Here is a 20,714-nt window from a genome sequence, read left to right on the forward strand (position 1 = left end):
TGCCGGCCGCATCGCAGCAAATCCCGGACCACCTGCGGCCCCATCGTGCGGCGCATCGGCGGCTATAGACAATGACGCCCGAACTGCGCGATACGGATCGCCCCGGGCGCAGCTCCGACGACCGCCCGAACCGCGCCGAGGCCCGTTTCCGATGACCGAGCTTCTCCCCGGCAACGCCGATACGGCGCCGGTTCTTCTCACCGGAGCGGCCGGCTTCATCGGATTTCACGTCGCGCAGCGGCTGCTGACCCGCGGAATAAGCGTCGTCGGGGTCGACGATGTCAACGCCTATTACGATGTGCGGCTGAAGGAAGCCCGTCTCGCCGAACTGGCGCGACTGCCGGGGTTCCGCTTCCAACGGCTCAACCTCGCCGAGCGCGGGCCGACCCAGCGGCTGTTCGAGGAACTGGCTCCGCGCCGGGTCATCCACCTCGCCGCCCAGGCCGGCGTGCGCTATTCGATCGATCATCCGCACGCCTACGCCGACTCCAACCTGGTCGGCTTCCTCAACATCCTCGAAGGATGTCGCGCCGTGCGGACGGCGCATCTCGTCTATGCCTCCTCGAGTTCGGTCTACGGCGCCAACACCGTGCTGCCCTTCTCGGTGCAGCAGAATGTCGACCATCCGGTCAGCCTCTATGCGGCGACGAAGAAGGCCAACGAGCTGATGGCGCACAGCTACAGCCATCTCTACGGCCTGCCGACGACGGGCCTGCGCTTCTTCACCGTCTACGGTCCGTGGGGCCGTCCCGACATGGCGGTGTTCCTGTTCACCGCGGCGCTGTTCGCCGGCCGGCCGATCGATATCTACAATGCGGGCGCCATGCGCCGCGACTTCACCTATATCGACGACGCGGCCGAGGCCGTGGTGCGGATCCTGGACCTGCCGCCCTCGGCCGATCCGGCGCGCGCGGACGCCGATCCCTCGCGTTCGCGCGCGCCCTACCGCGTCTATAATGTGGGCAACAGCGAACCGATCGACCTGCTGCGCCTCGTCGAGCTGCTGGAACGCCTCACCGGCCGCACTGCCAACAGACGGCTTCTGCCGATGCCGCCGGGCGATGTGCCGGCCACCTATGCCGATGTCGCCGAGCTGGCACGCGACGCCGATTTCGCACCGCGAACGCCGATCGAGGAGGGTCTGGCCCGCTTCGTCGAGTGGTATCGCACCATCTATCTGCACCGCATCGCCCCGGCCGACGCCGCTCCCGTCTGATCGCTCACGCGGGTGAGCGGAGGCCATGCTGCATTGCAACCATTGCAGTGCGGCGACGCTTGTGATGGATTTGCCCGCCGCTCGATGCCACCCGCCGGGACCGCGTCGTCGCCTCTCGCACGGCTTCGCCGTCACGGGCGACGCGCGGGCACGCCGGGCCGATTGCGGGAGGCATGGGGCTTGCGCGCCCGGTTCGGCAGTTTCGGAGCTTCGCCTTGGATTTCACGCCCCGTGTCTCGGTCGTCATCCCGCTCTACAACAAGGAATCGACGATCGGGCGTGCCATCGCCTCCGTGCTGGCCCAAGGCGCCGCGCCGATCGAGATCATCGTCGTCGACGACGGCAGCACGGATGCGTCGGCGGCCCGCGTCGAGGCGATGGCGGACCCGCACATCACGCTGGTCCGGCAGGCGAATGCCGGACCCGGCGCGGCCCGCAACGCCGGCGCCGCGCGCGCCCGTGGCGAACTGCTCGCCTTTCTCGATGCCGACGACGAATGGCTGCCCGGTTTCCTCGAGGCGGCGCTCGGCGCGCTCGACAGCCATCCGCAGGCGCTGGCCTATGCCTGCGGCTACGACACGCGGGGCTTTACCGATCTGGTGGTCGACAAGGTGTCGCAGGTCACCGATGTCGCCGGACCGCTGCCGCCACCCGCCGCTTCGATCGGCGGCCTCCGGTTGGCGGCCGTCCTCAACGCTCTCCATTCGAGTGCGGCGGTGGTGCGGCGGGCCGCGTTCGAGACGGCCGGCGGCTTCTACGATCGCGAACGCTGCCTGTGGGGCGAGGACAGCTTCCTGTGGGCGCAGATCCTGTTCATGGGGCCGCTCTACTGGGACCCTCAGGCCCGCATCGTCTACCATCTCGAGGATTCCGACCTCGGCTTCGCGGTGAAGCGCCGCGAGAAGGCGCGCCCGCTGGCACTGTTCGCGGACGAGATCGAGCGGTCCCTGCCGCCCGAACATCGCGAGGCCTTCCGGGCGCTGGCGCGGGCCACCGGGATCGAGGACAGCTATGGCATGATGCGCACGGGGCAGCTCCTGCGCAGCGTCGCGCTGACGACGCAGCTCGGGCTGTGGAACCACCGCACGCTCGCGGGAAGCGCGCTGCGCTACGCCGCCTATCTGCGCGAACGCGTCACCGGCGGCGGGTGACGGCGGCGCCGGCCGGCGGCGGAATGCGCCGCGCTCCATCGGCATGCCGGCCCGCAGCGCGGACCCGGCGCCTCACGACAGGACGACCACCGGGAGATCCAACTTGGTTCAGCGTATCGGCCTTCTGACCCTGCCCCTCGAGACGAACTACGGCGGCATCCTGCAAGCGGTCTCGCTCTATCAGTACCTCACGGCGGCCGGGAAGGAGGTCGTCTTCCTCGAAACGCACCCTCCCGAATCCCGGCGACGGCGGGCGGTGCTCGACGCGCTCGCTCATGTCCCCTTCCTGCCGTCGCTGACCCGCCTTTTGGCAAAACGGCCGGAGGGCGCGCGGGGCCCGCTCGCCCGCTCGCTGTCCTCGGGACTGCTGGCGCGCCTGCGCGCCAATGCCGAGATCGTGCTGTTCGAGCGCAAGGCCGCGCTTCACCTGCCGTTCCGGCACCGCTTCATCACCCGCCGGTCCGGGCCGCTGTCGAGCTCGCAGGCGCTGGCGGATGCGGTGGAGCGCTTCAAGCTGGACGCGCTGGTGGTCGGCTCAGACCAGGTCTGGCGGCTCGACTATCTGCCGCCAGATTTGCGGGAGGATTTCTTCTTTCGTTTCGCGCCCGATCCCGCGGTCCGGAAGGTGTCCTATGCCGCGTCTTTCGGGCGCGGCGAATGGCTCTTTCCCGAGGCGGGTCCGGCGATCGCCGCTCTGCTGGCCCGCTTCCACGCCGTCTCCGTGCGCGAGGCCTCGGGCGTCACGATCTGCGCCGATGTGCTCGGGCGTGGCGACGCGCGCCACGTGCTCGACCCGACCATGCTGATCGACACATCCTTCTTCGATACGGCGTCCGCACCCCCGCTGGGGCGGACTGGCAAGACGCTGCTGAGCTATGTGCTCGACGAGGAGCCGGACCGGCCCTTCGTCAGTCGCGAAGTGCATGCCGCGCTCGGCGAGGGATACACGGTGCGCTCGCTCACGCTGGACGACGGCAAGGCGGCGGTCGACGTGCCGGGGTGGCTGCGCGCCTACATGGACGCCGACTTCGTGGTGACCGATTCCTATCACGGCACCGTCTTCTCGATCCTGTTCCAGAAGAACTTCATCGCCATCCTCAACCGCAGCCGCGGCGCCGACCGCTTCGTCTCGCTGCTCGGCCAACTGGGGCTGAGCGACCGGCTGGTGATGGACCCGACCCCCGAGACGCTGCACGCCCTCGCCCGGACGCCGGTCGACTTCGCGCCGGTCGCGGCGCGGCTGAAGGAGCTGCGCGCCCAGTCGGCGGCGTTCCTGCATGAGGCGCTGGCCTGATGTCACCGGCTCCCTCGCGGGGTGCGCGGTCGGTCGGGGCCGGGCCTAGTCGCCCTTCAGCCCCAGCGACCGCCCGCCATCGACGATCATGTTCTGGCCGGTGATGAAGGCGGCTTCGTCGGATACGAGATAGGACACCATCGAGGCGATGTCCTCCGGCTTGCCGTAGCCGCCCAGCCAGTTGGTCTTCTTCAGCTGCTCGATCATGTCGCCGGTGATCGCGCCGCGCTGGACGATTCCGGGCGACACGCAGTTGGCGGTGATCCCGGAGGTGCCGAGTTCCATGGCGATGGACTTGGTGAAGACGATCACGCCGGCCTTCGAAGCGGCGTATTCGGCGAAATTGGCCTTGCCGCGCTCGCCGATGATGCTCGACACGTTGATGATGCGGCCGTAGCCCCGTCCGACCATGATCCGGGCAGCCTCGCGAACGCAGAGCATCGTGCCGCGCAGGTTGATGGTCAGAATGGCGTCGATGACGCTTGTCTTCTGGTCGATGATCGCGCCGTGGTCCTCGCGCGCGCTCCCGCCGGCGCAGTTGACCAGGATGTCGATCCGTCCGTGCGCCTGCCCGATCGCGGCGAAGGCGGCGCGGATGGCCCCTTCGTCGCCGACATCGAGCTTCTGAGCATGGGCGGTGCCGCCGAGGGCGGCGATCTCGGACACCACCTCGCCCATGCGGGCATCGCTGGTGCCGCAGACATAGACAATCGCCCCTTCGGCGGCGAGGTGGCAGCAGATGGCGCGCCCGATGGCGCCGCTGCCGCCGGTGACCACGGCCACCTGCCCCTTCAGCCGGTCCTTGCCGACGAGGCGAATCTGATAGGGAACCGCCACCGGCAGCGCGGGCGCGTTCCGCAGCACATAGGCCTTGATCTTCGCCTTGACCGGAGCGGGAACGAGCTTCTTCAGCACGGACATTCCAGACATCGTCGATACCTCCGGCTATTTCGCGGGTTTCAGGCGGCTCAACAGCTTGCCGGCGATCATCCGGCGCTCGTCGCCGCTCACCCCGACGAGAGCGATCGCCACGAGGACCGACAGGCCAGCCACCACGCACACGGCAAAGGCGCCGGCCAGAGACCCCGGCGCGAAATGGCGCACCGCAAGCGGCGCCAGCACCGCCAGCGCCGTCACGGCGAGGCAGCGCAGCAGCACGGTGGTCACGAAGGCGGAGAGCGAGAGCCGGATCGAGCGTCGCAGGAACAGCGCCCGGCAGGCGCCGATGAGGGTGGAGAACAGGATCGCGACGACCAGCACCACATATGGCGCGAAGCCCGCCTTCAGCAGCAGGTAACTGACCGGCAGGTTCAGCAGGCCGATCGTGCTGAGCGTTATGTGATACCACTTCACATGCCCCGTCGCGCCCTGCGCCGTGGCCATGACGCTGGCGAAGGACTCGACCAGCGACTGCACCAGGATGAGCCAGACGAAGTTGGTGGTGTAGTCGGGCACGTTCTTGAGCCAGAGCTGGAGCACGGCTTCGGTTTCCAGCAGCATCGGCAGGGCGAACAGCAGGATCAGGTAGAAGGACAGGCGGCAGCCGTTGAGCACCAGCGCGCGCATCTGCTCCATGTTGCCATGGGCATAGTTCTTCACGATCTGCGGGTTCAGCGCCTGGGTAAAATTGGCCGAGAAGCTCTGGATGGCCGTGTTCACCTGGGTGGCGATGCCGAGCGCGGCGTTGACCAGCGTGCCGAAGAACAGATTGAGGATGATGCTGGTGCCCTGCAGCCGCAGGATCACCGACAGGTTGCTGGCGATGCTCCAGGACGAGAACGACAAGATCTGCCTGAACAGCACCTCGTCGCGGCGCGGCCCCACGCGGCATTCCGCGAAGTTGCGACGGGCATAGAGGATATAGACCGCCGCCACCAGCGTAGAGGCGGACAGCATCAACACCGCGTAGATCTGCAGCTTGTCGGTGGCCACGACGGTGAGCACATAGGCGACCAGCAGCTTCAGGCTGACGTCGAGGATGCTCGTATAGGCAAAGGCCACCATTCGCTCATTGGCGATGATCGCCGCCGTATAGGGCGAAACGATCGTACCGACCATGAAGGAGAGCACCACGCACTGAAAGATCCAGTTGGCTGCCGCGACGCGCTCGGGATCGATGTTCAGATGCGTGTTCAGGAACCACAGGCCGATCGTCTCGGCGATGATCAGGCTGGCGCCGGCGAGCAGCATGTGAATCAGCAGACTGGTCCCGAACACCTTGGCCAGCCGCGAGGGATCTTCGTCATTGCGCTCGAAATTGAGGAAGCGCTGCGTGGACGCGGCCATCGCGATGTTGAGGAAACCCATCAGCGTGACGACACCGCCGACCAGAGCGTACAGGCCGAAATCGGACGCGCCCAGCGCATTCAGGACGACGCGCGAGGTGTACAGCGACACCGCCATCGTCAGCAGGGTGCGGAAATAGAGCGCCAGCGTGTTCCTGGCGATCCGCCCGTTATGCGAACTCATCGCCTCTCAGCCCACATTGGGCGGAAAGCGGCGGAAGACGCCGGGAAGCTCGCGTTCGAGCCGCCCCTTCACCCGCTTCAGCTTGCCCTTGACCTTCTCCTTGAAAGTATAGGTCTTGTGCTTGTAGAGATACTTCTTGAATTCCCGGACATCATCTTCCTTGCGGCTGAACACCTCGATGACGATCGGCCCCGGCTCGGCAGGGTCGGTCAGCAGGGCGATCGCCGCGTCGGTCTCTTCGCGGGTTTCCGCGGAATAGTAGCGAATCCCGAGCGACTCGGCCCAGCCGCGACCGGAGGTGACGTGGCCCGCGGAGACGTGGCGGGTCAGCTGCGGGGCGAGACTGTCGGCCAGCGGCAGATGCATGACGCCGCCGCCCTGATTGTTCACCAGGAGAATGCGCAGATTCGGCGACAGGTGCCGGTTCCACAGCGCGTTCATGTCGTAGAAGAAGGTCAGGTCGCCGATAACGAGGAAGACGGGCTCGTCGGTGGCGGCCGCGAAGCCGACCGCCGTCGACATGCACCCGTCGATGCCGTTGACGCCGCGATTGCAGAAGGAGCGGATCGAGGGGTCCGACTTGAACAGGTGGGTGATGCGGATCGGCAGGCTGTTCGCGATCTGCAGCGCGGCGCCCTCCGGCAGGCTGTGCATCAGCTTGCCGATCGCATAGATCTCGCCGAAAGGGACATCGGGTTCGACGATGGTCGCCTCGACCTGCGACCAGCCCTCGAAATAGGCCGCCGACCCCGCGCCGCCGGCATGGCGGGCGAGCGTCCTGAAGAAGAACGCCTCGTTCATCTCGAAGATCGTCGTCAGGCGCTGGAACGGATCGCAAACCTCGCTCCGCCCGATATCCCAGCACTCGTACTGCTCTCCGGCGAATTTCAGGTAGCCCTTGAGTTCGCCGTTGAAGGTGTAGTTGCCAAACAGCGAGATGACGATGTCCGGCGCCAGGTCCGCCATCTGCTTGTCGTTCATCGAGTGCAGCGCCAGATAGGCGGATTCGACGGCGCGGGGATGATGGCAGTTGGCCAGCTTGTCGGTGAGGATCGCGCAGTTGAAGCGTTCGGCGAACAGGTCCAGCGCCGCACGCAGGCTGTCGCTCATCGGGTTGGTCTGCCCCCAGACGATGAGGACCTTCTTGCCCTCGAGGCGGGCCGCGTAGCTGGCCCAGACCGCCTCCTCCACGTCAGCGCTGATACGGGCGATCTTGCGCGCCTGCGGCAGTGCCGGCGTCTGGAACCTGTCGAGATGATGGCTCTCGATCGGGTAGTTGAGGTGAACCGGCCCCCGGCCGTGATGGTCGAGTTCGAGGAAGGCCTCGTTGATCACCCGGTTGCAGTACCATTCGCTGAGCGAATCCCGAACGATCTTCAGTTGGCCCTGATAGCGGATGAAGCCCTCGTAGACGTCGTGCTGGCGGAAGACCTGCTCCTCTTTCTGCCCGAGCAGTTCGGGCAGGCGATCGGCGCTGAGCACCACCAGCGGAAGCCCCTGATAATATGCCTCGACGACGGCCGAGCCGTAATTGACCACCGAGGTTCCGGAGGTGCAGCACACCGCCACCGGTTCGCCGCTCTGCTGGATCAGGCCGAGCGCGAAGAAGGCGGCGCTGCGCTCATCGACCACCGAATACATGATGAAGAAGTCGTCATTCTCCATCGAATGGACGAGCGGGTAGTGGCGGCTGCCGGGAGAGATCACGACCCGGCGAATGCCGAACTGCTTCATCAGGGAAAGCAATTGCAGGACAAGTCTATCGTCTGAGTACACGAGCTCTTTCCCATTGATTGGCCGCGGCACACGGCCGACGAACTGGATCGATCACGTCCGATGCGACGCCTCGCGGCGGCTGTCGGCCTCACCGTTCCCCCGGCCGAGCGCCCGGCGGAACGACGGCATCGGCCGGCCGCCCAGCTTGCCACTGTCGCCACCATGGCCGGATGACAGGGGCGGCGCAGGCAACGCCGCGATCGGGGCAGCCGGCGTCATGGCGACGGATACGCCCATGCAACGAGCGGGCCTGAACCGGGATACTCACCCACCCTGCAGCCGCCGGCGGACGCGAGTGCCGGCACGCGGGGGTGTTCCGATGGGAGCGAACGAAGGCGAGCGCAGGGGACGCGCGGTTTCCGCACCTGAAGGATTAGGTAGCCCACTGCTTCCCGCCATTACCGATGCAAGGGCCGGCCCCGCCGTTCCTCGGCCTGTATTGAATCCCCGCTCCCTCATGTCAAGGGACCACGGTAGCAGCAGCCAACCGGTTATCGCCCTCGTTCACCTTCCGTCTTCCGCGACATCAACGCTTCACCGCTGTACGTGTAGGGTGGCGTCTGATAAGCGGCCTGCCGAATTCATGCAGAGGGACCACTGATGCGTGTCACGATGGTCGGTACGGGCTATGTGGGCCTGGTCTCCGGTGCCTGCTTCGCCGATTTCGGCCACGAGGTGGTCTGCGTCGACCGCGACGCCGCCAAGATCCACGCGCTCGAGCGCGGCATCATGCCGATCTACGAACCCGGGCTCGACAGCCTCGTCGAGCGCAACGTCCGGGCCGGCCGCCTGCGGTTCGCCACCGAACTCGCACCAGCCGTGGCTCAGGCCGATGCCGTCTTCATCGCGGTCGGGACCCCCTCGCGCCGCGGCGACGGCCACGCCGACCTCGCCTATGTCTACGCCGCGGCCACGGAGATCGCCCGCGCCTGCGAGGGATTTACCGTGGTGGTGACGAAGTCGACGGTTCCGGTGGGCACGGGCGACCAGGTCGAGCGGGTGGTGCGCGAGAGCGCGCCGGACAAGGACATCGTCGTCGTCTCCAACCCGGAATTTCTCCGCGAGGGGGCCGCGATCGAGGATTTCAAGCGGCCCGACCGCATCGTTGTCGGCACGGGCGATGCCCGCGCGCGCGAGGTGATGAGCCAGCTCTACCGCCCGCTCTACCTCAACGCCTCGCCGCTCCAGTTCACCGACCGTCGCACCTCCGAACTGATCAAATATGCCGCCAATGCCTTCCTCGCGATGAAGATCACCTTCATCAACGAGATGGCCGACCTGTGCGAGCATGTCGGGGCCGATGTCCAGGAACTGGCGCGCGGGATCGGGCTGGACAAGCGGATCGGCTCGAAATTCCTGCATGCCGGCCCGGGCTATGGCGGCTCGTGCTTCCCCAAGGATACGCTGGCCCTGGTGCGGACCGCGCAGGAGGCGGGCAGCCCGCTACGGATCGTGGAAACCGTCGTCGGCGTGAACGAGGCGCGCAAATCCGCCATGGCCCGCAAGGTGGTGAACGCGCTCGGCGGCGACGTGCGCGGAGCGACCATCGCCTTGCTCGGCCTCACCTTCAAGCCGAACACCGACGACATGCGCGAAGCCCCGTCCATCGCCATCGTCCATTCGCTGATGGACAAGGGCGCCCGCATACGCGCCTATGATCCGGAAGGCATGGCGGAGGCGGGAAAGCTGCTGCCCGAGGGCGTCGAATATGCCGAGAGCGCCTATGATTGCGCGAGCGGAGCCGATGCGCTGGTCATCGTGACCGAGTGGGAAGCGTTCCGGGCGCTCGATCTGCGGCGCCTGCGCGAAGCGATGCGCCAGCCGGTGGTGATCGATCTGCGCAACATCTACCGACCGGCGGAGATGGCCGAACTTGGCTTCCGCTATGACAGCGTCGGCCGTGGCGCCGAGACCGACGGGTGGCCGACCGCCGCCGTCTGAGGCAGCCTGACGGGTGCTAGTCAGGCCAATTGTGCGCACGGCAAAAGCGGCTGATTATTTTTCGGGCATTTCGTGCCGCCTCTCCCGACCTCCTCCCGACGCCTCGCGCGCCTGTGCTCTGAACGTGGACAGCCTGCCAAGACCGGCTTCGTCTCTTGCGGCCGTCTGCGTGGATCAACACCCGACAGCCATGCGCCTGGCGCATATATCACGACTGATAGGCGCATGGCTCGTGGCCATTCCGCTTCCATCAGGCGTCGACGCCGCCCGGATCCGCGCCCGCCCCTGCGGCGCGGTGCTATGACGCGGGACCGGCGCGGGGATGTCCTACGGCCGCACGGGCAGGGCAAAACCCTACCCATGCCAGTATGTTGCGTTGCAAAATTCACGCCCGCCGGGTAGATTGTTATGAATTTCGAACAAGTTGAAGGTCTTCCGGCCACATGCGCACAGTGCACTGCATCGCAGTGCAGCGCTTGGCTGTTGGCTATCTGGCTTGGATAATGCATGATGCCGGCCGTTACGAAGGCGGAGCGGGGCGCTCGGCCGATAGTCGGCAATAGGTTTTGCATGCTGAGTTCTACACCTGTCGTTCCGGTCGTCCTTGCGGGAGGTACCGGAACCCGGCTTTGGCCCGTCTCGCGCGACAGCCTGCCGAAGCAGTTCCAGGCGCTCGCCGGCGGGCGCACCCTCTACCAGGACACGCTGGCCCGGGTGTCGGACCGCTCGCTGTTCGCAGCGCCCGTGGTGCTGACGCATGAGGATTTCCGCTTCTTCGCCAAGCGACAGGCTGCCGAGATCGGAATCGACGCGACCGTCGCCCTGGAGCCTGCACGGCGCGATTCCGGCCCGGCGCTGATCGCGGCGACGCTGATCGCCCAGCGGCTCAACGGCGAGGATTGCCTGGTGCTGGCGCTGGCCGCCGATCACGTCGTGCTCGATCCCGACGCCTTCGTCACCGCGTGCCGCGCTGCTGCGCGCGCCGCCAGCCTTGGCAATATCGTGACCTTCGGCATCAAGCCGACCGAGCCGCGTACCAGCTACGGCTATATCAAGCCCGGCGAGCCGCTCGGGGCGGATGGGGCCCACGCCGTCGCTTCGTTCGTCGAAAAGCCGGACATCGCCACGGCCGCGCATTATCTCGATCAGGGCTATCTGTGGAATTCGGGCAACTTCCTGTTTCCCGCCCGCCTGCTGATCGAGGAGGCCGAGCGCTTCGAGCCCGAGATGGTCGCCGCGGTAAGGGCCGCGGTGGAAACCGCCGCCGACGATATCGGCTTCGTGCGGCTCAATGCGCAGGCCTTCGCCGAGGCGCCGGCCAAGTCGATCGACTACGCCGTGATGGAGCGCACGCGCAACGCCGCGGTGGTCGCCGGCAGCTTCCGCTGGTCGGACATCGGCAGTTGGGACGCCGTGCGTGACCTGACCGACGGCGATGATGACGGCAACATCTCGTCCGGTCCGGTGACGTTACTCGACAGCCGCAACTCCTATGTCCGCTCCGACGGCCCCCTCGTGGCCGCCGTGGGGCTCGAGGGCATCTCGGTGATCGCGACCGAGGACGCCGTCCTCGTCATGCCCTCCGACCGGGCGCAGGACGTCAAGCCGCTGGTCACCAAGCTCAAGGCCGAGCGCCACAATGCCGCCAGCGAGCATGTGAAGGCGCACCGCCCCTGGGGCACCTACCAGACCATCTGCCGCGGCGAGCGCTTCCACGTGAAGAAGATCGTCGTGGCCCCCGGCGAACGCCTCTCGCTGCAGAAGCACCACCACCGGGCGGAGCACTGGATCGTGGTGAAGGGGACGGCGGAAGTCACCTGCGACGGCAAGGTAAGCGAAGTGCGCGAGAACGAGTCGACCTACCTGCCGCTCGGCTGCGTCCATCGCCTCGCCAATCCGGGCAAGATCCCGCTCGAACTGATCGAGGTCCAGACCGGGTCCTATCTCGGCGAGGACGACATCATCCGGTTCGAGGACGTCTATAACCGGAACTGAGGGGCCGGCGCGGATCCGGGGCATGCGCAGCTATCCTGCCGGGTGCGGTCGCGCGCCCGGCAGGCGCTCCCCCGCGCGGTTACCGTTCCCGGAGCGGCAGCGATTTCCGAGCCGCAGGTAATGAGAAGCAACAGGGCATATGACCACGCAAAGGGCTAAAACCGCGCTTATAACCGGCGTCACTGGTCAGGATGGGTCTTATCTCGCTGAATTCCTGATCGCCAAGGGTTACGAGGTTCACGGCATCAAACGCCGGGCGTCGCTGTTCAATACGCAGCGCGTGGATCACATCTATGAAGATCCTCACGTCAACAACAGCCGCTTCCGCCTCCACTATGGCGACCTGAGCGACACCTCGAACCTTACACGCATCCTGCAGCAGGTCGAGCCGGATGAAGTCTATAATCTCGGCGCGCAGTCGCACGTGGCGGTGTCATTCGAAGCGCCGGAATACACGGCTGACGTGGATGCGCTCGGCACGCTGCGGCTACTGGAGGCGATCCGTTTCCTCGGGCTGACTGAGAAGACGCGGTTCTATCAGGCATCGACATCCGAACTTTACGGAATGGTGCAGGAGATTCCCCAGCGCGAGACGACCCCGTTCTACCCGCGCAGCCCCTATGCGGTTGCCAAGCTGTATGCCTACTGGATCACCGTGAATTACCGTGAAGCCTACGGCATGTATGCCTGCAACGGCATCCTGTTCAACCATGAGTCACCCCGCCGCGGCGAGACGTTCGTCACCCGCAAGATCACCCGGGGCCTGTCGAATATTGCCATGGGACTGGAGCCCTGCCTTTACATGGGCAACATCGACAGCCTGCGCGACTGGGGCCACGCGAAGGACTATGTGCGGATGCAGTGGCTGATGCTGCAGCAGGACAAGCCCGAGGACTTTGTGATTGCGACCGGCGTCCAGCAGTCCGTCCGCGAGTTCATCACATGGGCCGGGTCGGATCTTGGCATCGAGATTGAATTCAAGGGCTCGGGCCTCGACGAGGTCGGCGTCGTGGCGGGCATCTCGGGTGACATGGCGCCGGCGTTGAAGGTGGGAGACGTGATCGTGCGGATCGACCCGCGCTATTTCCGCCCCTCCGAAGTGGAGACGCTGCTCGGCGACCCGAGCAAAGCAAAGAACAAGCTCGGCTGGGTTCCGGAGATCACCGCCCGCGAGATGTGCCGCGAGATGGTCTGCGAGGACCACAAGGCCGCCCGCCGCTATGCGCTTCTCAAACAGCACGGGCTCGATCTGCCGGTGAGCGTGGAGGGTTGAGCGTGACCTATTCGCTCAAGGGAAAGAGGGTCTGGGTTGCCGGTCATCGCGGCATGGTCGGCTCGGCCATCGTGCGCCGGCTGGCCTCCGAGGACTGCGAAGTTGTCACGGTCGACCGGCGTACGGTTGATCTGAAGCGGCAGGCGGAAGTCGAGGCATGGGTCGCGGAAACCAGGCCAGACGCGGTCTTCCTCGCCGCTGCCAAGGTGGGCGGCATACTTGCGAACGACAGCTATCCGGCTGATTTCCTTTACGACAACCTGATGATTGAGGCGAATATCATCCACGCCTCGTTCCAGGCCGAGGTGAAGAAGCTGCTCTTTCTCGGCTCGAGCTGCATCTATCCGAAGTTCGCCGCCCAGCCGATCGCCGAGGACAGCCTGCTCACCGGCTCGCTCGAACCGACCAACGAGTGGTACGCGGTGGCCAAGATCGCGGGCATCAAACTGTGCCAGGCTTATCGCAAGCAGCACGGCGTCGACTACATCTCGGCGATGCCGACCAACCTCTACGGGCCGAACGACAATTTCGACCTCAATACCAGTCACGTGCTGCCCGCGCTGATCCGCAAAGCGCATGAAGCGAAGCTCGCTGGTGCATCGGAAATCGTCATGTGGGGCACCGGCACGCCGCGGCGGGAGTTTCTGCATGCGGACGACTGTGCCGATGCGCTTGTGCATCTCATGCAGGTCTATTCCGGCGACGAGCATGTCAATGTCGGCTCCGGCGAGGATGTGACCATTCGCGAACTGCTCGAGATCGTCGCCGAGGTCGTCGGCTATGAGGGCCGCATCGTGCAGGACCTCAACAAGCCTGATGGGACTCCCCGCAAGCTGATGAGCGCCGACAGGCTCCGCGCTCTCGGCTGGCAGCCCAAGATCGCGCTGAAGGACGGCATCGTCGACGCCTATGCGTGGTTCCGCACGCATGTCGCTTGAGCGTGCGCCGCGCATTCTCATCCTCGGCCTGAACTACGCGCCGGAGATCGTGGGAATCGCCGTCTACACCACGGGGCTCGCGGAGACCGCGAAGGCCCGGGGCTGGGACATCCATGTCGTCGCCGGCAAGCCCTACTATCCGAACTGGCGGACCTTCGCGGGATTCGAGCCCGGCCTATCGCTGCGAACCGAGGAGAATGGCGTCGAGCTCACCCGCGTGGCGTTTTACGTACCGGCGGCGCCGAGCGGCGCCAAGCGTATCCTGCACCATCTCTCGTTCGCGCTGATGGGCCTGCCCTTCACGCTGTCGCGGGCGCGCAGCTTTCGTCCGGACCTGGTGATGACGGTGGCTCCCTCTCTCATCGGCGCGCCCGTCGCCTGGCTGGCGGCGCGGATCTTCGGTGGAAAGACCTGGCTGCACATCCAGGATTTCGAAGTAGAGGCCTCGATGTCGACGGGGCTGGTCAGCAACCAAGGCCAGGTGGCCCGCCTCGCACTTGGATTCGAGCGCTGGGTGCTCGGTCGGTTCGACAAGGTCAGTGCCATATCGCCGGCCATGTGCCGCAAGTGCGTCGAGAAAGGCGTGCCGGCAGACCGTGTCTTCGAGTTCCGCAATTGGGCGGAAATCGACCAGATCGTGCCGCTCGCCGGTCGCTCGCCCTATCGCGACGAGTGGAACCTCGGCGATCGCCACGTCGCGCTCTATTCGGGCAACATTGCCAACAAGCAGGGCATCGAGATCGTCCTCGCTGCGGCACGGGGCCTGAGGGAGCGGCGCGATATCGTGTTCGTCGTCTGCGGCCAGGGGCCGAACCGCGCGAGACTTGAAGAACTGGCCAGCGATCTCGACAACATCATCTTCCGCGACCTGCAGCCCAAGGAGCGTCTGGGCGACCTTCTCGGACTGGCGAGCGTCCACCTTATGCCGCAACTCGCCGGCGCCGCCGATCTTGTCCTGCCCTCAAAGCTGACAAACATGCTCGCCTCCGGCCGCCCGGTGGTCGCAACCGCCGATCCGGGCACGGGGCTGGCGGAGGAGGTCGAGGGATGCGGCATCGTCACCCCGCCGGGCGACACGGCCGCCTTCACGGCGGCAATCACCGAACTGATCGACGACGAACCGCGCAGCCGTGCCTTGGGCATCGCCGCACGCGCACGCGCGGAGGAGCGCTGGCGCAAGGATAGTATCATCGACGGCTTCCTGGCGCGGGCGCGTGAACTGATCGGGCGGACCTAGCCGCGCCGCCCCGGTTCTCGGCCGCCTCGCGGCGCTCACCGATGAGGGCTAAGGGCGGGCTCGGGCGACGGAGCCACGTGGCTCAAGTGGATTTTCAGCCTCAACGCGGCATGGAGGTGGGCGGGCGAGCTCACCGACGCCTCGAGGCGAAAGGGCCCAATCCGGGCGGCTTCGACGCACGGCGACCAATCCCGCTTGCGGCCTGACGGGTGCCGGAGTCCGCTCGGCGACAGCCCCCAGACCGTCCCGGCAAATCGACCGGGCGCGGCTGCCGCGGCGGCCAGCGCCTCCTCTTCGCCACATTGAACGACAGACTGGATCGCACTGCAGCATGGGCGCGTTCCGTCGCTGCTGTCGAGATGACACTCCCGACTGCCGTTGCGCATGAATGGCGCTGGACGAGAGGACGATGCGCATGGCCCCCCTGCTGAACCGACGCCGTTTCCTTGCCGGCTCCGCCGCGCTCATTGGTGCCATGGGCATGGGAAGCGGGTACGCGGGGGCGCAGGCCAGCGGGAGCGATCTCTCCAAGCTGCTCCCCTTCGACCTTCTCCCGGCGGAGACGCTGCGCAAGGGCCCCCCCGTGCTGGCCCACTGGCATCTGTTCCCCATCTCCTTCGACAATGTCGCCGCGCCGAACGACAGCTACGGGCTGCAGTACATGCACCCCGACGGATTGGGCGGAGCCTATCGCGACAGCGGGGGGATGTTCCTCGAGCGCCCGTTGCCCCGCGCCCCGATCATCGACGAGCGCTGGCTGGTCGAGGACATGGCCACGGACGGACGCTGGGCACAGGCGATCGGAATCGACGCGTTCCAGTTCAACATCATGTGGGCCGACGACAATACGCCCTCCTGGCGCTACATGATCGCCATGCAGGAGGCGATCTGGCGGATGAAGCTCTCCATCAAGCTGATGGTGAACTTCGACTGCTCCACCAAGGCCACGCCATTCCTGATGAAGCGCTACGCCACCCTCGTTACCGCTGCCCGCGCACGGGGCGGGCTGATGTCGGCACCGGACGGGCGGCTCTATATCGGCGGCTTCATGGCCGAGTCGTGGCCCGTCGACATGTGGAAACTGCTCGTCCAGGAATTCCGCGAGCGTGGAATCGAGGTCTCCCTCGTGCTGATGTTCCTCGACCTCAAGGCCGCGACGCCCGACTACCTCGCCATAACCGATGTGGTGTCGTGCTGGGGCGGCAACAATCTCGGCGCCGTCGCCGGGCTCGTCCGCTACGGGGAATCGATCCGCGCGGACGGCAAGAAGTGGATGCAGCCGGTCTTCCTGCAGGACTGCCGGCCCAAGGAGAAATGGTACGCCGAGGCGGGCGGCAGCGAGGTGTTCCGCGCCGGCTGGATGGCGGCGATGCGCACCAATGCCGAGATGGCCGATATCCTCACCTGGAACGACTATTCCGAGAGTTCGGAAATGCGGCCGTCCACCGGCGTGCAATACGGGTTCTACGACATCGCAGCCTACTACATCGCCTGGTACAAGACCGGCACGCCACCGCCGATCGTTCGCGACGTCCTGTATTATTTCCATCGTGTGGAGCCGAGCTGGGGTGCAGACCTCGGGGCGAAGCAGAAGCAGCCGATGCGGATGCGCTATGGCCCCGGCCCCCGCGACGAGATCGAACTCGTCGCGTTTCTCACCCAGCCCGGCACCCTTCAGATCGAGACATCGGCGGGAACGACGGAGCGTCAGGTCGACGCGGGCGTGCAGCTTTTGCGTGCGCCGATCGCCCCGGGACGTCCCCGCTTCCGGCTGATCCGCGATGGCACCACCGTCATCGATCTGGAGAGCGCCTTCAACGTCCGTACCGCGTCGGACTATCAGGATCTTCTCTACCGCGCCGGCTCGTCGACGCGGGCGCCGGTCGCCGCGCTCGCGCCCGGCCGCTCCTGAGTGCGCGCCCTGCCCCGGACCGGGCAGGCTCTACATCGACAGGATCATCTTCGGGTGAAGCCGCCCGCGCAGCAGGTCGGCGATGGCGCGCAGATTGCCCCGCAACCGGCCTCGGCGGTCGATATAGGGCTCGGGCCGTACCGATCGCACCAGGTTCACCAGCGTGTTCTTCACCGCGTGCGAGATCACCATCGAGATCGGGATCAAGCCCTTGCGGTAGATGTAGACCGGGTTGGCGACCTGCGAATAGCCATAGCGCAGTCCCGAGGTCCGGCCTCTCTTGATTGCGAGATGCACGCCGCGCGTCGCCTCGGAACGCACGATCCGGCCATGCGCTGAGAGACGGCGGCTCAACTCGAAATCCTCCATCCAGCCATAAAGGGGCATGTCCTCGTCAAACCGCAGGCCGTTGGCGACCGAAGCCTGCCGCCGCAGCACCATGTTGCAGCCATAGGCACCCGGCACGTCCGAAACGACGAGCGAGGCCTCCGGCGTCGCGGCGGCGTTGATGCGCCGCGCGTCCTCGATCTCGACGCCGGCGCCGCGCGCACCGTCGACCAGGACGTTTCCGGTCAGCATCACAATGCGCGGATCCGCGTCGAATATCGCTTCGGTCAGCGCCAGAAAGTCGCGCTGGGGAAAGAAATCGTCGTCGAAGAATGCGATCAGGTCGAAGTCGCCGGTCCGGTCGATGATGTCGTTGCGCTGCGCCGACGACCCCGGCCGGCCGAGATGGATGTCGACCGGGATGCCGAGTGTGGACAAGGCTGCGGCGTCCACATCCTCCGGCTTCACGGCGCAGATGAAGACCTTGTCCGGCACGCGGGTCTGGCGGCTCAGTTCCCGCACCGTCTCGGTCAGGACGTCACGGCGTCCGGTCGTGGCAATTCCTGCGGCGATCCGCACGCGATGGCTCCTCTTGCTGTTCGGCCGTCAGTCGGCAACGGGGTGATGTGTCGACGCCGGACCGGCCACAGGGGCTGAGGCCGGGTGGCGCGCTGGTACCGGCGCATAGCGGCCCGGGCCGACCGGAGGCCGACGGGGACCGTTACGCTGATGGCTGGGTGCGGTTGCCGGCGCCGCCTTGAGCGCGCCGAGAAGCAAAAGCACGCCGACCAGAGCCATCATCGCGCCGGACATCTCCGACACGCCGACCACGAGGGCGCCGCGTAGAAGGATCAGCACATACATCGGCACGACGCAGGCGAGCATTTGTGAGGGCGACAGGAACTCCGCATTCGCCGCCCATTGCTCGATCTTGTAGATCAGCAGGTAGAACAGGACGATAGCGAGAATCGCCCCGGGAAAGGCGAAGGCGAAATAGCCCTCGGCTATCGGCGGGGACGACAGGTTGTCGATGTTGGTGCCGGCCTCGAAGGCGAGGAAGTCATAAATCAGCTTGGGAACGTGATCCGATTTGCCCGACCAGATCGCCCGCGGCACGACGTAAAGAAAAGCGGAGAGCGCGGAATTGCCGAAATCCACCGAGAATTCCTGCACATATTTGATGATGTAGCAGGTCATCGTGAAGGCGTCGAAATCCATCCCGACGAAGAACTGCCGGAGTGGACGGACCTCGCTGAATTCGGCGCTGGCATTGCCGGCCGCGTAACGGAAGGCATTCAGCGCGGGCGCCGCGAACACGCCGGCAGCCAGGAACACGAACAGGATGCGGGCACGGTTCCAGCCGACGATCATCATCAGCACGAACGCGATCATCGCGGAAGAACGAAAGCGCGCCGCCACCAGCGGGCTGTAGATCAGCGCGGTCATCGCGAAGACGATGCCGAAGATGATCATCAATTCCCGGGATTTCAGACGCCAGGCGACACACAAGCCGACAAAGGCCCCGATGAACACGAAAGGATGGATCATCGCCAGGACGGTGATGGCCAGTTCGCGCGGGAACAGCGACGAGAAGCGGTTGGTGAAGTCCTCGCGCGTGGTGAACAGATGAACATTGTAGAGCGCGATGAAGACCAGCGTCAGCGGGCCGACAACCAGCAACAACCGCTTGAGCCCCTTGACGAGTCGTGGACGGGGTATCGCAAGTACGCTCCGCCCCCACACGCCCCGCGGGACGGGCGCGCGCGGATTGGTGCGCATGGCAAGCGCCGCCAGGCCAGCGAGGTTGAACAGCACGCACAGCGTGGCCACCGTGGCCGTCGCCTCCGGCTCGGCCAGGATGACGCGCCAGCCATCGGCGATCTGCTGCAGGGGGGCAAGGCCGAAAAAGACGAAATTGAAGAAGAAGGTCACCACGAACAGCGGCGCACTCTTGCCCATCGCCAGAAACAGGCCCACCGCCGCAACGAGCGCATTCAGATAGAGCACCACGCAGAGCAGCGGGAGCGCGAAGCTCTCTCCGAGCGTCATGACGTACATGATGCTGGCGGCGATGATGGCAGCGATCAGCACCCCGACGTCGAAAACGCCCGCCCAGCTGCCCCGGCGGCGAACCGGCGCTCCCATGGCCCCGGCGGGCCGATACGGCGCTCTGGATGCAAACCCCTGATTCCGGCGCATTTCTAGCTCCCCCGCGGCCGAGCCGGCCGGGCTCCCCGTTGGCCAGCGGCTCCGCCCGACCCTGCCAATTCCGCTCGCCTGTCCCACAGGCTCATGCGGTCATGACCAGGCACCGGCGATCATCTTCCGCTTGCGGATCTCGCGGCACGGATTTCCACCATACACGGTCCACGGTTCGAGATCCTTGAACGCCACGCCGCGCCCCCCCAACACGGCGCCCTCGCCCACCCGCACGCCAGGTCCCACGAAGGCATCGGAGGCCACCCAGCCGTGGCGCTCGATGGTGATCGGCTTGGCGATGAGCTGGAAGTTCGGATCATCGATGTCGTGCGTGCCCGTGCACAGATGCGAGCGCTGCGAGACGATCGCGTAATCCTCCAATTGGACCATAGCCTGATTATAGCAGAGCGCCTCCCAGGCCAGGACCGTATGCTTGCCCATGACCAGGTTCGGAGGATACCAGATGCGCGCGGAACCATAGACTCGCGCCGTCGGGTCGATGCGCGCGCCGAACAGGCGCAGCAGAAAGCGCCGCCAAGGGTAAAGCGGTGGCGGCGTCCACGACGCCAGCACCTTCCATGTCACATTCCAGATGCCTCGCAACGCTCGGTGGCGAAGCGGAAAGCTGGGCTTTCCGACGACCGAATTCGATACCTCTGCATCCAGGATAGCCATTCCGCCCCGCTTTCGCTCGCTCACGCCTTGCTGCCCGTCGCGACAAGGCGTCGCTGCCTCACCCCAACTCCGCTGATCCGGGAGCCCATGCGCCGGCAGGCACGGATCGTGCCGCTACACTTGCCAGTCGACCATGTCGTTTAATGGACAAACCGGCGCGACGGAACATCCCGCTCGCGCTCTGATCGTCATCCCTCTGCCCGGTGGGCGCAACCGGCCGACGGCGCCTTCGCCGCAGTGCGAAAAGGACGGTTGGCTTAATCTGCCCGGGCGGCTAGCAATCAGTCACGGCACTTCCGCCCAGCCTGGAT

15 protein-coding genes are annotated in these 20,714 nt (G+C 66.0%); 9 read left to right on the plus strand and 6 right to left on the minus strand.

The window, feature by feature from the left end:
* Positions 1-151: 151 nt before the first annotated feature.
* The 3 genes from ACEUEL_RS12670 (at position 152) to ACEUEL_RS12680 (ending at position 3,661) form a co-directional block, all read left to right on the plus strand.
* Positions 152-1,216 carry an NAD-dependent epimerase/dehydratase family protein gene (locus ACEUEL_RS12670; RefSeq protein WP_405705610.1) on the plus strand — a complete coding sequence of 355 codons (1,065 nt, stop codon included), beginning with the start codon at positions 152-154 and terminating at the stop codon, positions 1,214-1,216.
* Between the two features lie 215 nt (positions 1,217-1,431).
* Positions 1,432-2,367 carry a glycosyltransferase family 2 protein gene (locus tag ACEUEL_RS12675; protein WP_405705613.1) on the plus strand — a complete coding sequence of 312 codons (936 nt, stop codon included), beginning with the start codon at positions 1,432-1,434 and terminating at the stop codon, positions 2,365-2,367.
* Positions 2,368-2,470: 103 nt separating this feature from the next.
* On the plus strand, positions 2,471-3,661 hold the full coding sequence (locus ACEUEL_RS12680) for a polysaccharide pyruvyl transferase family protein (protein ID WP_405705616.1): 1,191 nt from the start codon (positions 2,471-2,473) through the stop codon (positions 3,659-3,661).
* A gap of 45 nt (positions 3,662-3,706) precedes the next feature.
* On the opposite strand, the gene ACEUEL_RS12685 is transcribed toward ACEUEL_RS12680, so the two are convergent.
* From ACEUEL_RS12685 to menD, 3 genes are read right to left on the minus strand one after another with little or no spacing between them, the layout of a single operon-like run.
* Complete coding sequence (locus ACEUEL_RS12685) at positions 3,707-4,591, minus strand: SDR family NAD(P)-dependent oxidoreductase (RefSeq protein ID WP_405705619.1); 885 nt, start codon at positions 4,589-4,591, stop codon at positions 3,707-3,709.
* Between the two features lie 15 nt (positions 4,592-4,606).
* Complete coding sequence (locus tag ACEUEL_RS12690; protein ID WP_405705622.1) at positions 4,607-6,130, minus strand: lipopolysaccharide biosynthesis protein; 1,524 nt, start codon at positions 6,128-6,130, stop codon at positions 4,607-4,609.
* A gap of 6 nt (positions 6,131-6,136) precedes the next feature.
* Positions 6,137-7,906, minus strand: coding sequence for a 2-succinyl-5-enolpyruvyl-6-hydroxy-3-cyclohexene-1-carboxylic-acid synthase (menD, locus tag ACEUEL_RS12695; protein WP_405705625.1), 1,770 nt, complete (start codon positions 7,904-7,906; stop codon positions 6,137-6,139).
* A gap of 600 nt (positions 7,907-8,506) precedes the next feature.
* On the opposite strand from menD, the gene ACEUEL_RS12700 reads away from it, so the two are divergent.
* The 6 genes from ACEUEL_RS12700 (at position 8,507) to ACEUEL_RS12725 (ending at position 17,202) form a co-directional block, all read left to right on the plus strand.
* The gene (locus ACEUEL_RS12700) at positions 8,507-9,847 is read left to right on the plus strand and encodes a UDP-glucose dehydrogenase family protein (protein WP_405705627.1); all 1,341 of its coding nucleotides are present in this window, start codon (positions 8,507-8,509) and stop codon (positions 9,845-9,847) included.
* A gap of 570 nt (positions 9,848-10,417) precedes the next feature.
* Positions 10,418-11,842 (plus strand): mannose-1-phosphate guanylyltransferase/mannose-6-phosphate isomerase, encoded by a 1,425-nt coding sequence (locus ACEUEL_RS12705; protein ID WP_405705630.1) that lies wholly within the window; start codon positions 10,418-10,420, stop codon positions 11,840-11,842.
* Positions 11,843-11,981: 139 nt separating this feature from the next.
* Positions 11,982-13,115 carry a GDP-mannose 4,6-dehydratase gene (gene gmd, locus ACEUEL_RS12710; RefSeq protein WP_405705632.1) on the plus strand — a complete coding sequence of 378 codons (1,134 nt, stop codon included), beginning with the start codon at positions 11,982-11,984 and terminating at the stop codon, positions 13,113-13,115.
* 2 nt (positions 13,116-13,117) lie between these two features.
* Positions 13,118-14,053: a GDP-L-fucose synthase gene (gene fcl, locus ACEUEL_RS12715; protein ID WP_405705635.1), complete on the plus strand. Its 936-nt coding sequence runs from the start codon at positions 13,118-13,120 to the stop codon at positions 14,051-14,053.
* The gene (locus ACEUEL_RS12720) at positions 14,043-15,290 is read left to right on the plus strand and encodes a WcaI family glycosyltransferase (protein WP_405705637.1); all 1,248 of its coding nucleotides are present in this window, start codon (positions 14,043-14,045) and stop codon (positions 15,288-15,290) included. The genes fcl and ACEUEL_RS12720 overlap by 11 nt, the downstream gene beginning before the upstream one ends.
* 409 nt (positions 15,291-15,699) lie before the next feature.
* Positions 15,700-17,202: an endo-1,3-alpha-glucanase family glycosylhydrolase gene (locus ACEUEL_RS12725; RefSeq protein ID WP_405705640.1), complete on the plus strand. Its 1,503-nt coding sequence runs from the start codon at positions 15,700-15,702 to the stop codon at positions 17,200-17,202.
* A 30-nt stretch (positions 17,203-17,232) separates the two neighbouring features.
* Here ACEUEL_RS12725 and ACEUEL_RS12730 read toward each other — a convergent pair whose 3' ends face one another.
* From ACEUEL_RS12730 to ACEUEL_RS12740, 3 genes are all read right to left on the minus strand, one after another.
* The gene (locus ACEUEL_RS12730) at positions 17,233-18,108 is read right to left on the minus strand and encodes a glycosyltransferase family 2 protein (protein ID WP_405705642.1); all 876 of its coding nucleotides are present in this window, start codon (positions 18,106-18,108) and stop codon (positions 17,233-17,235) included.
* 27 nt (positions 18,109-18,135) lie between these two features.
* Complete coding sequence (locus ACEUEL_RS12735; RefSeq protein WP_405705645.1) at positions 18,136-19,728, minus strand: hypothetical protein; 1,593 nt, start codon at positions 19,726-19,728, stop codon at positions 18,136-18,138.
* A gap of 99 nt (positions 19,729-19,827) precedes the next feature.
* Positions 19,828-20,403: an LbetaH domain-containing protein gene (locus ACEUEL_RS12740; protein ID WP_405705648.1), complete on the minus strand. Its 576-nt coding sequence runs from the start codon at positions 20,401-20,403 to the stop codon at positions 19,828-19,830.
* Positions 20,404-20,714: the final 311 nt, after the last annotated feature.

The organism is Ancylobacter terrae, assembly GCF_045108345.1.
In the GTDB taxonomy this organism is placed as follows: Bacteria; Pseudomonadota; Alphaproteobacteria; order Rhizobiales; family Xanthobacteraceae; genus Ancylobacter.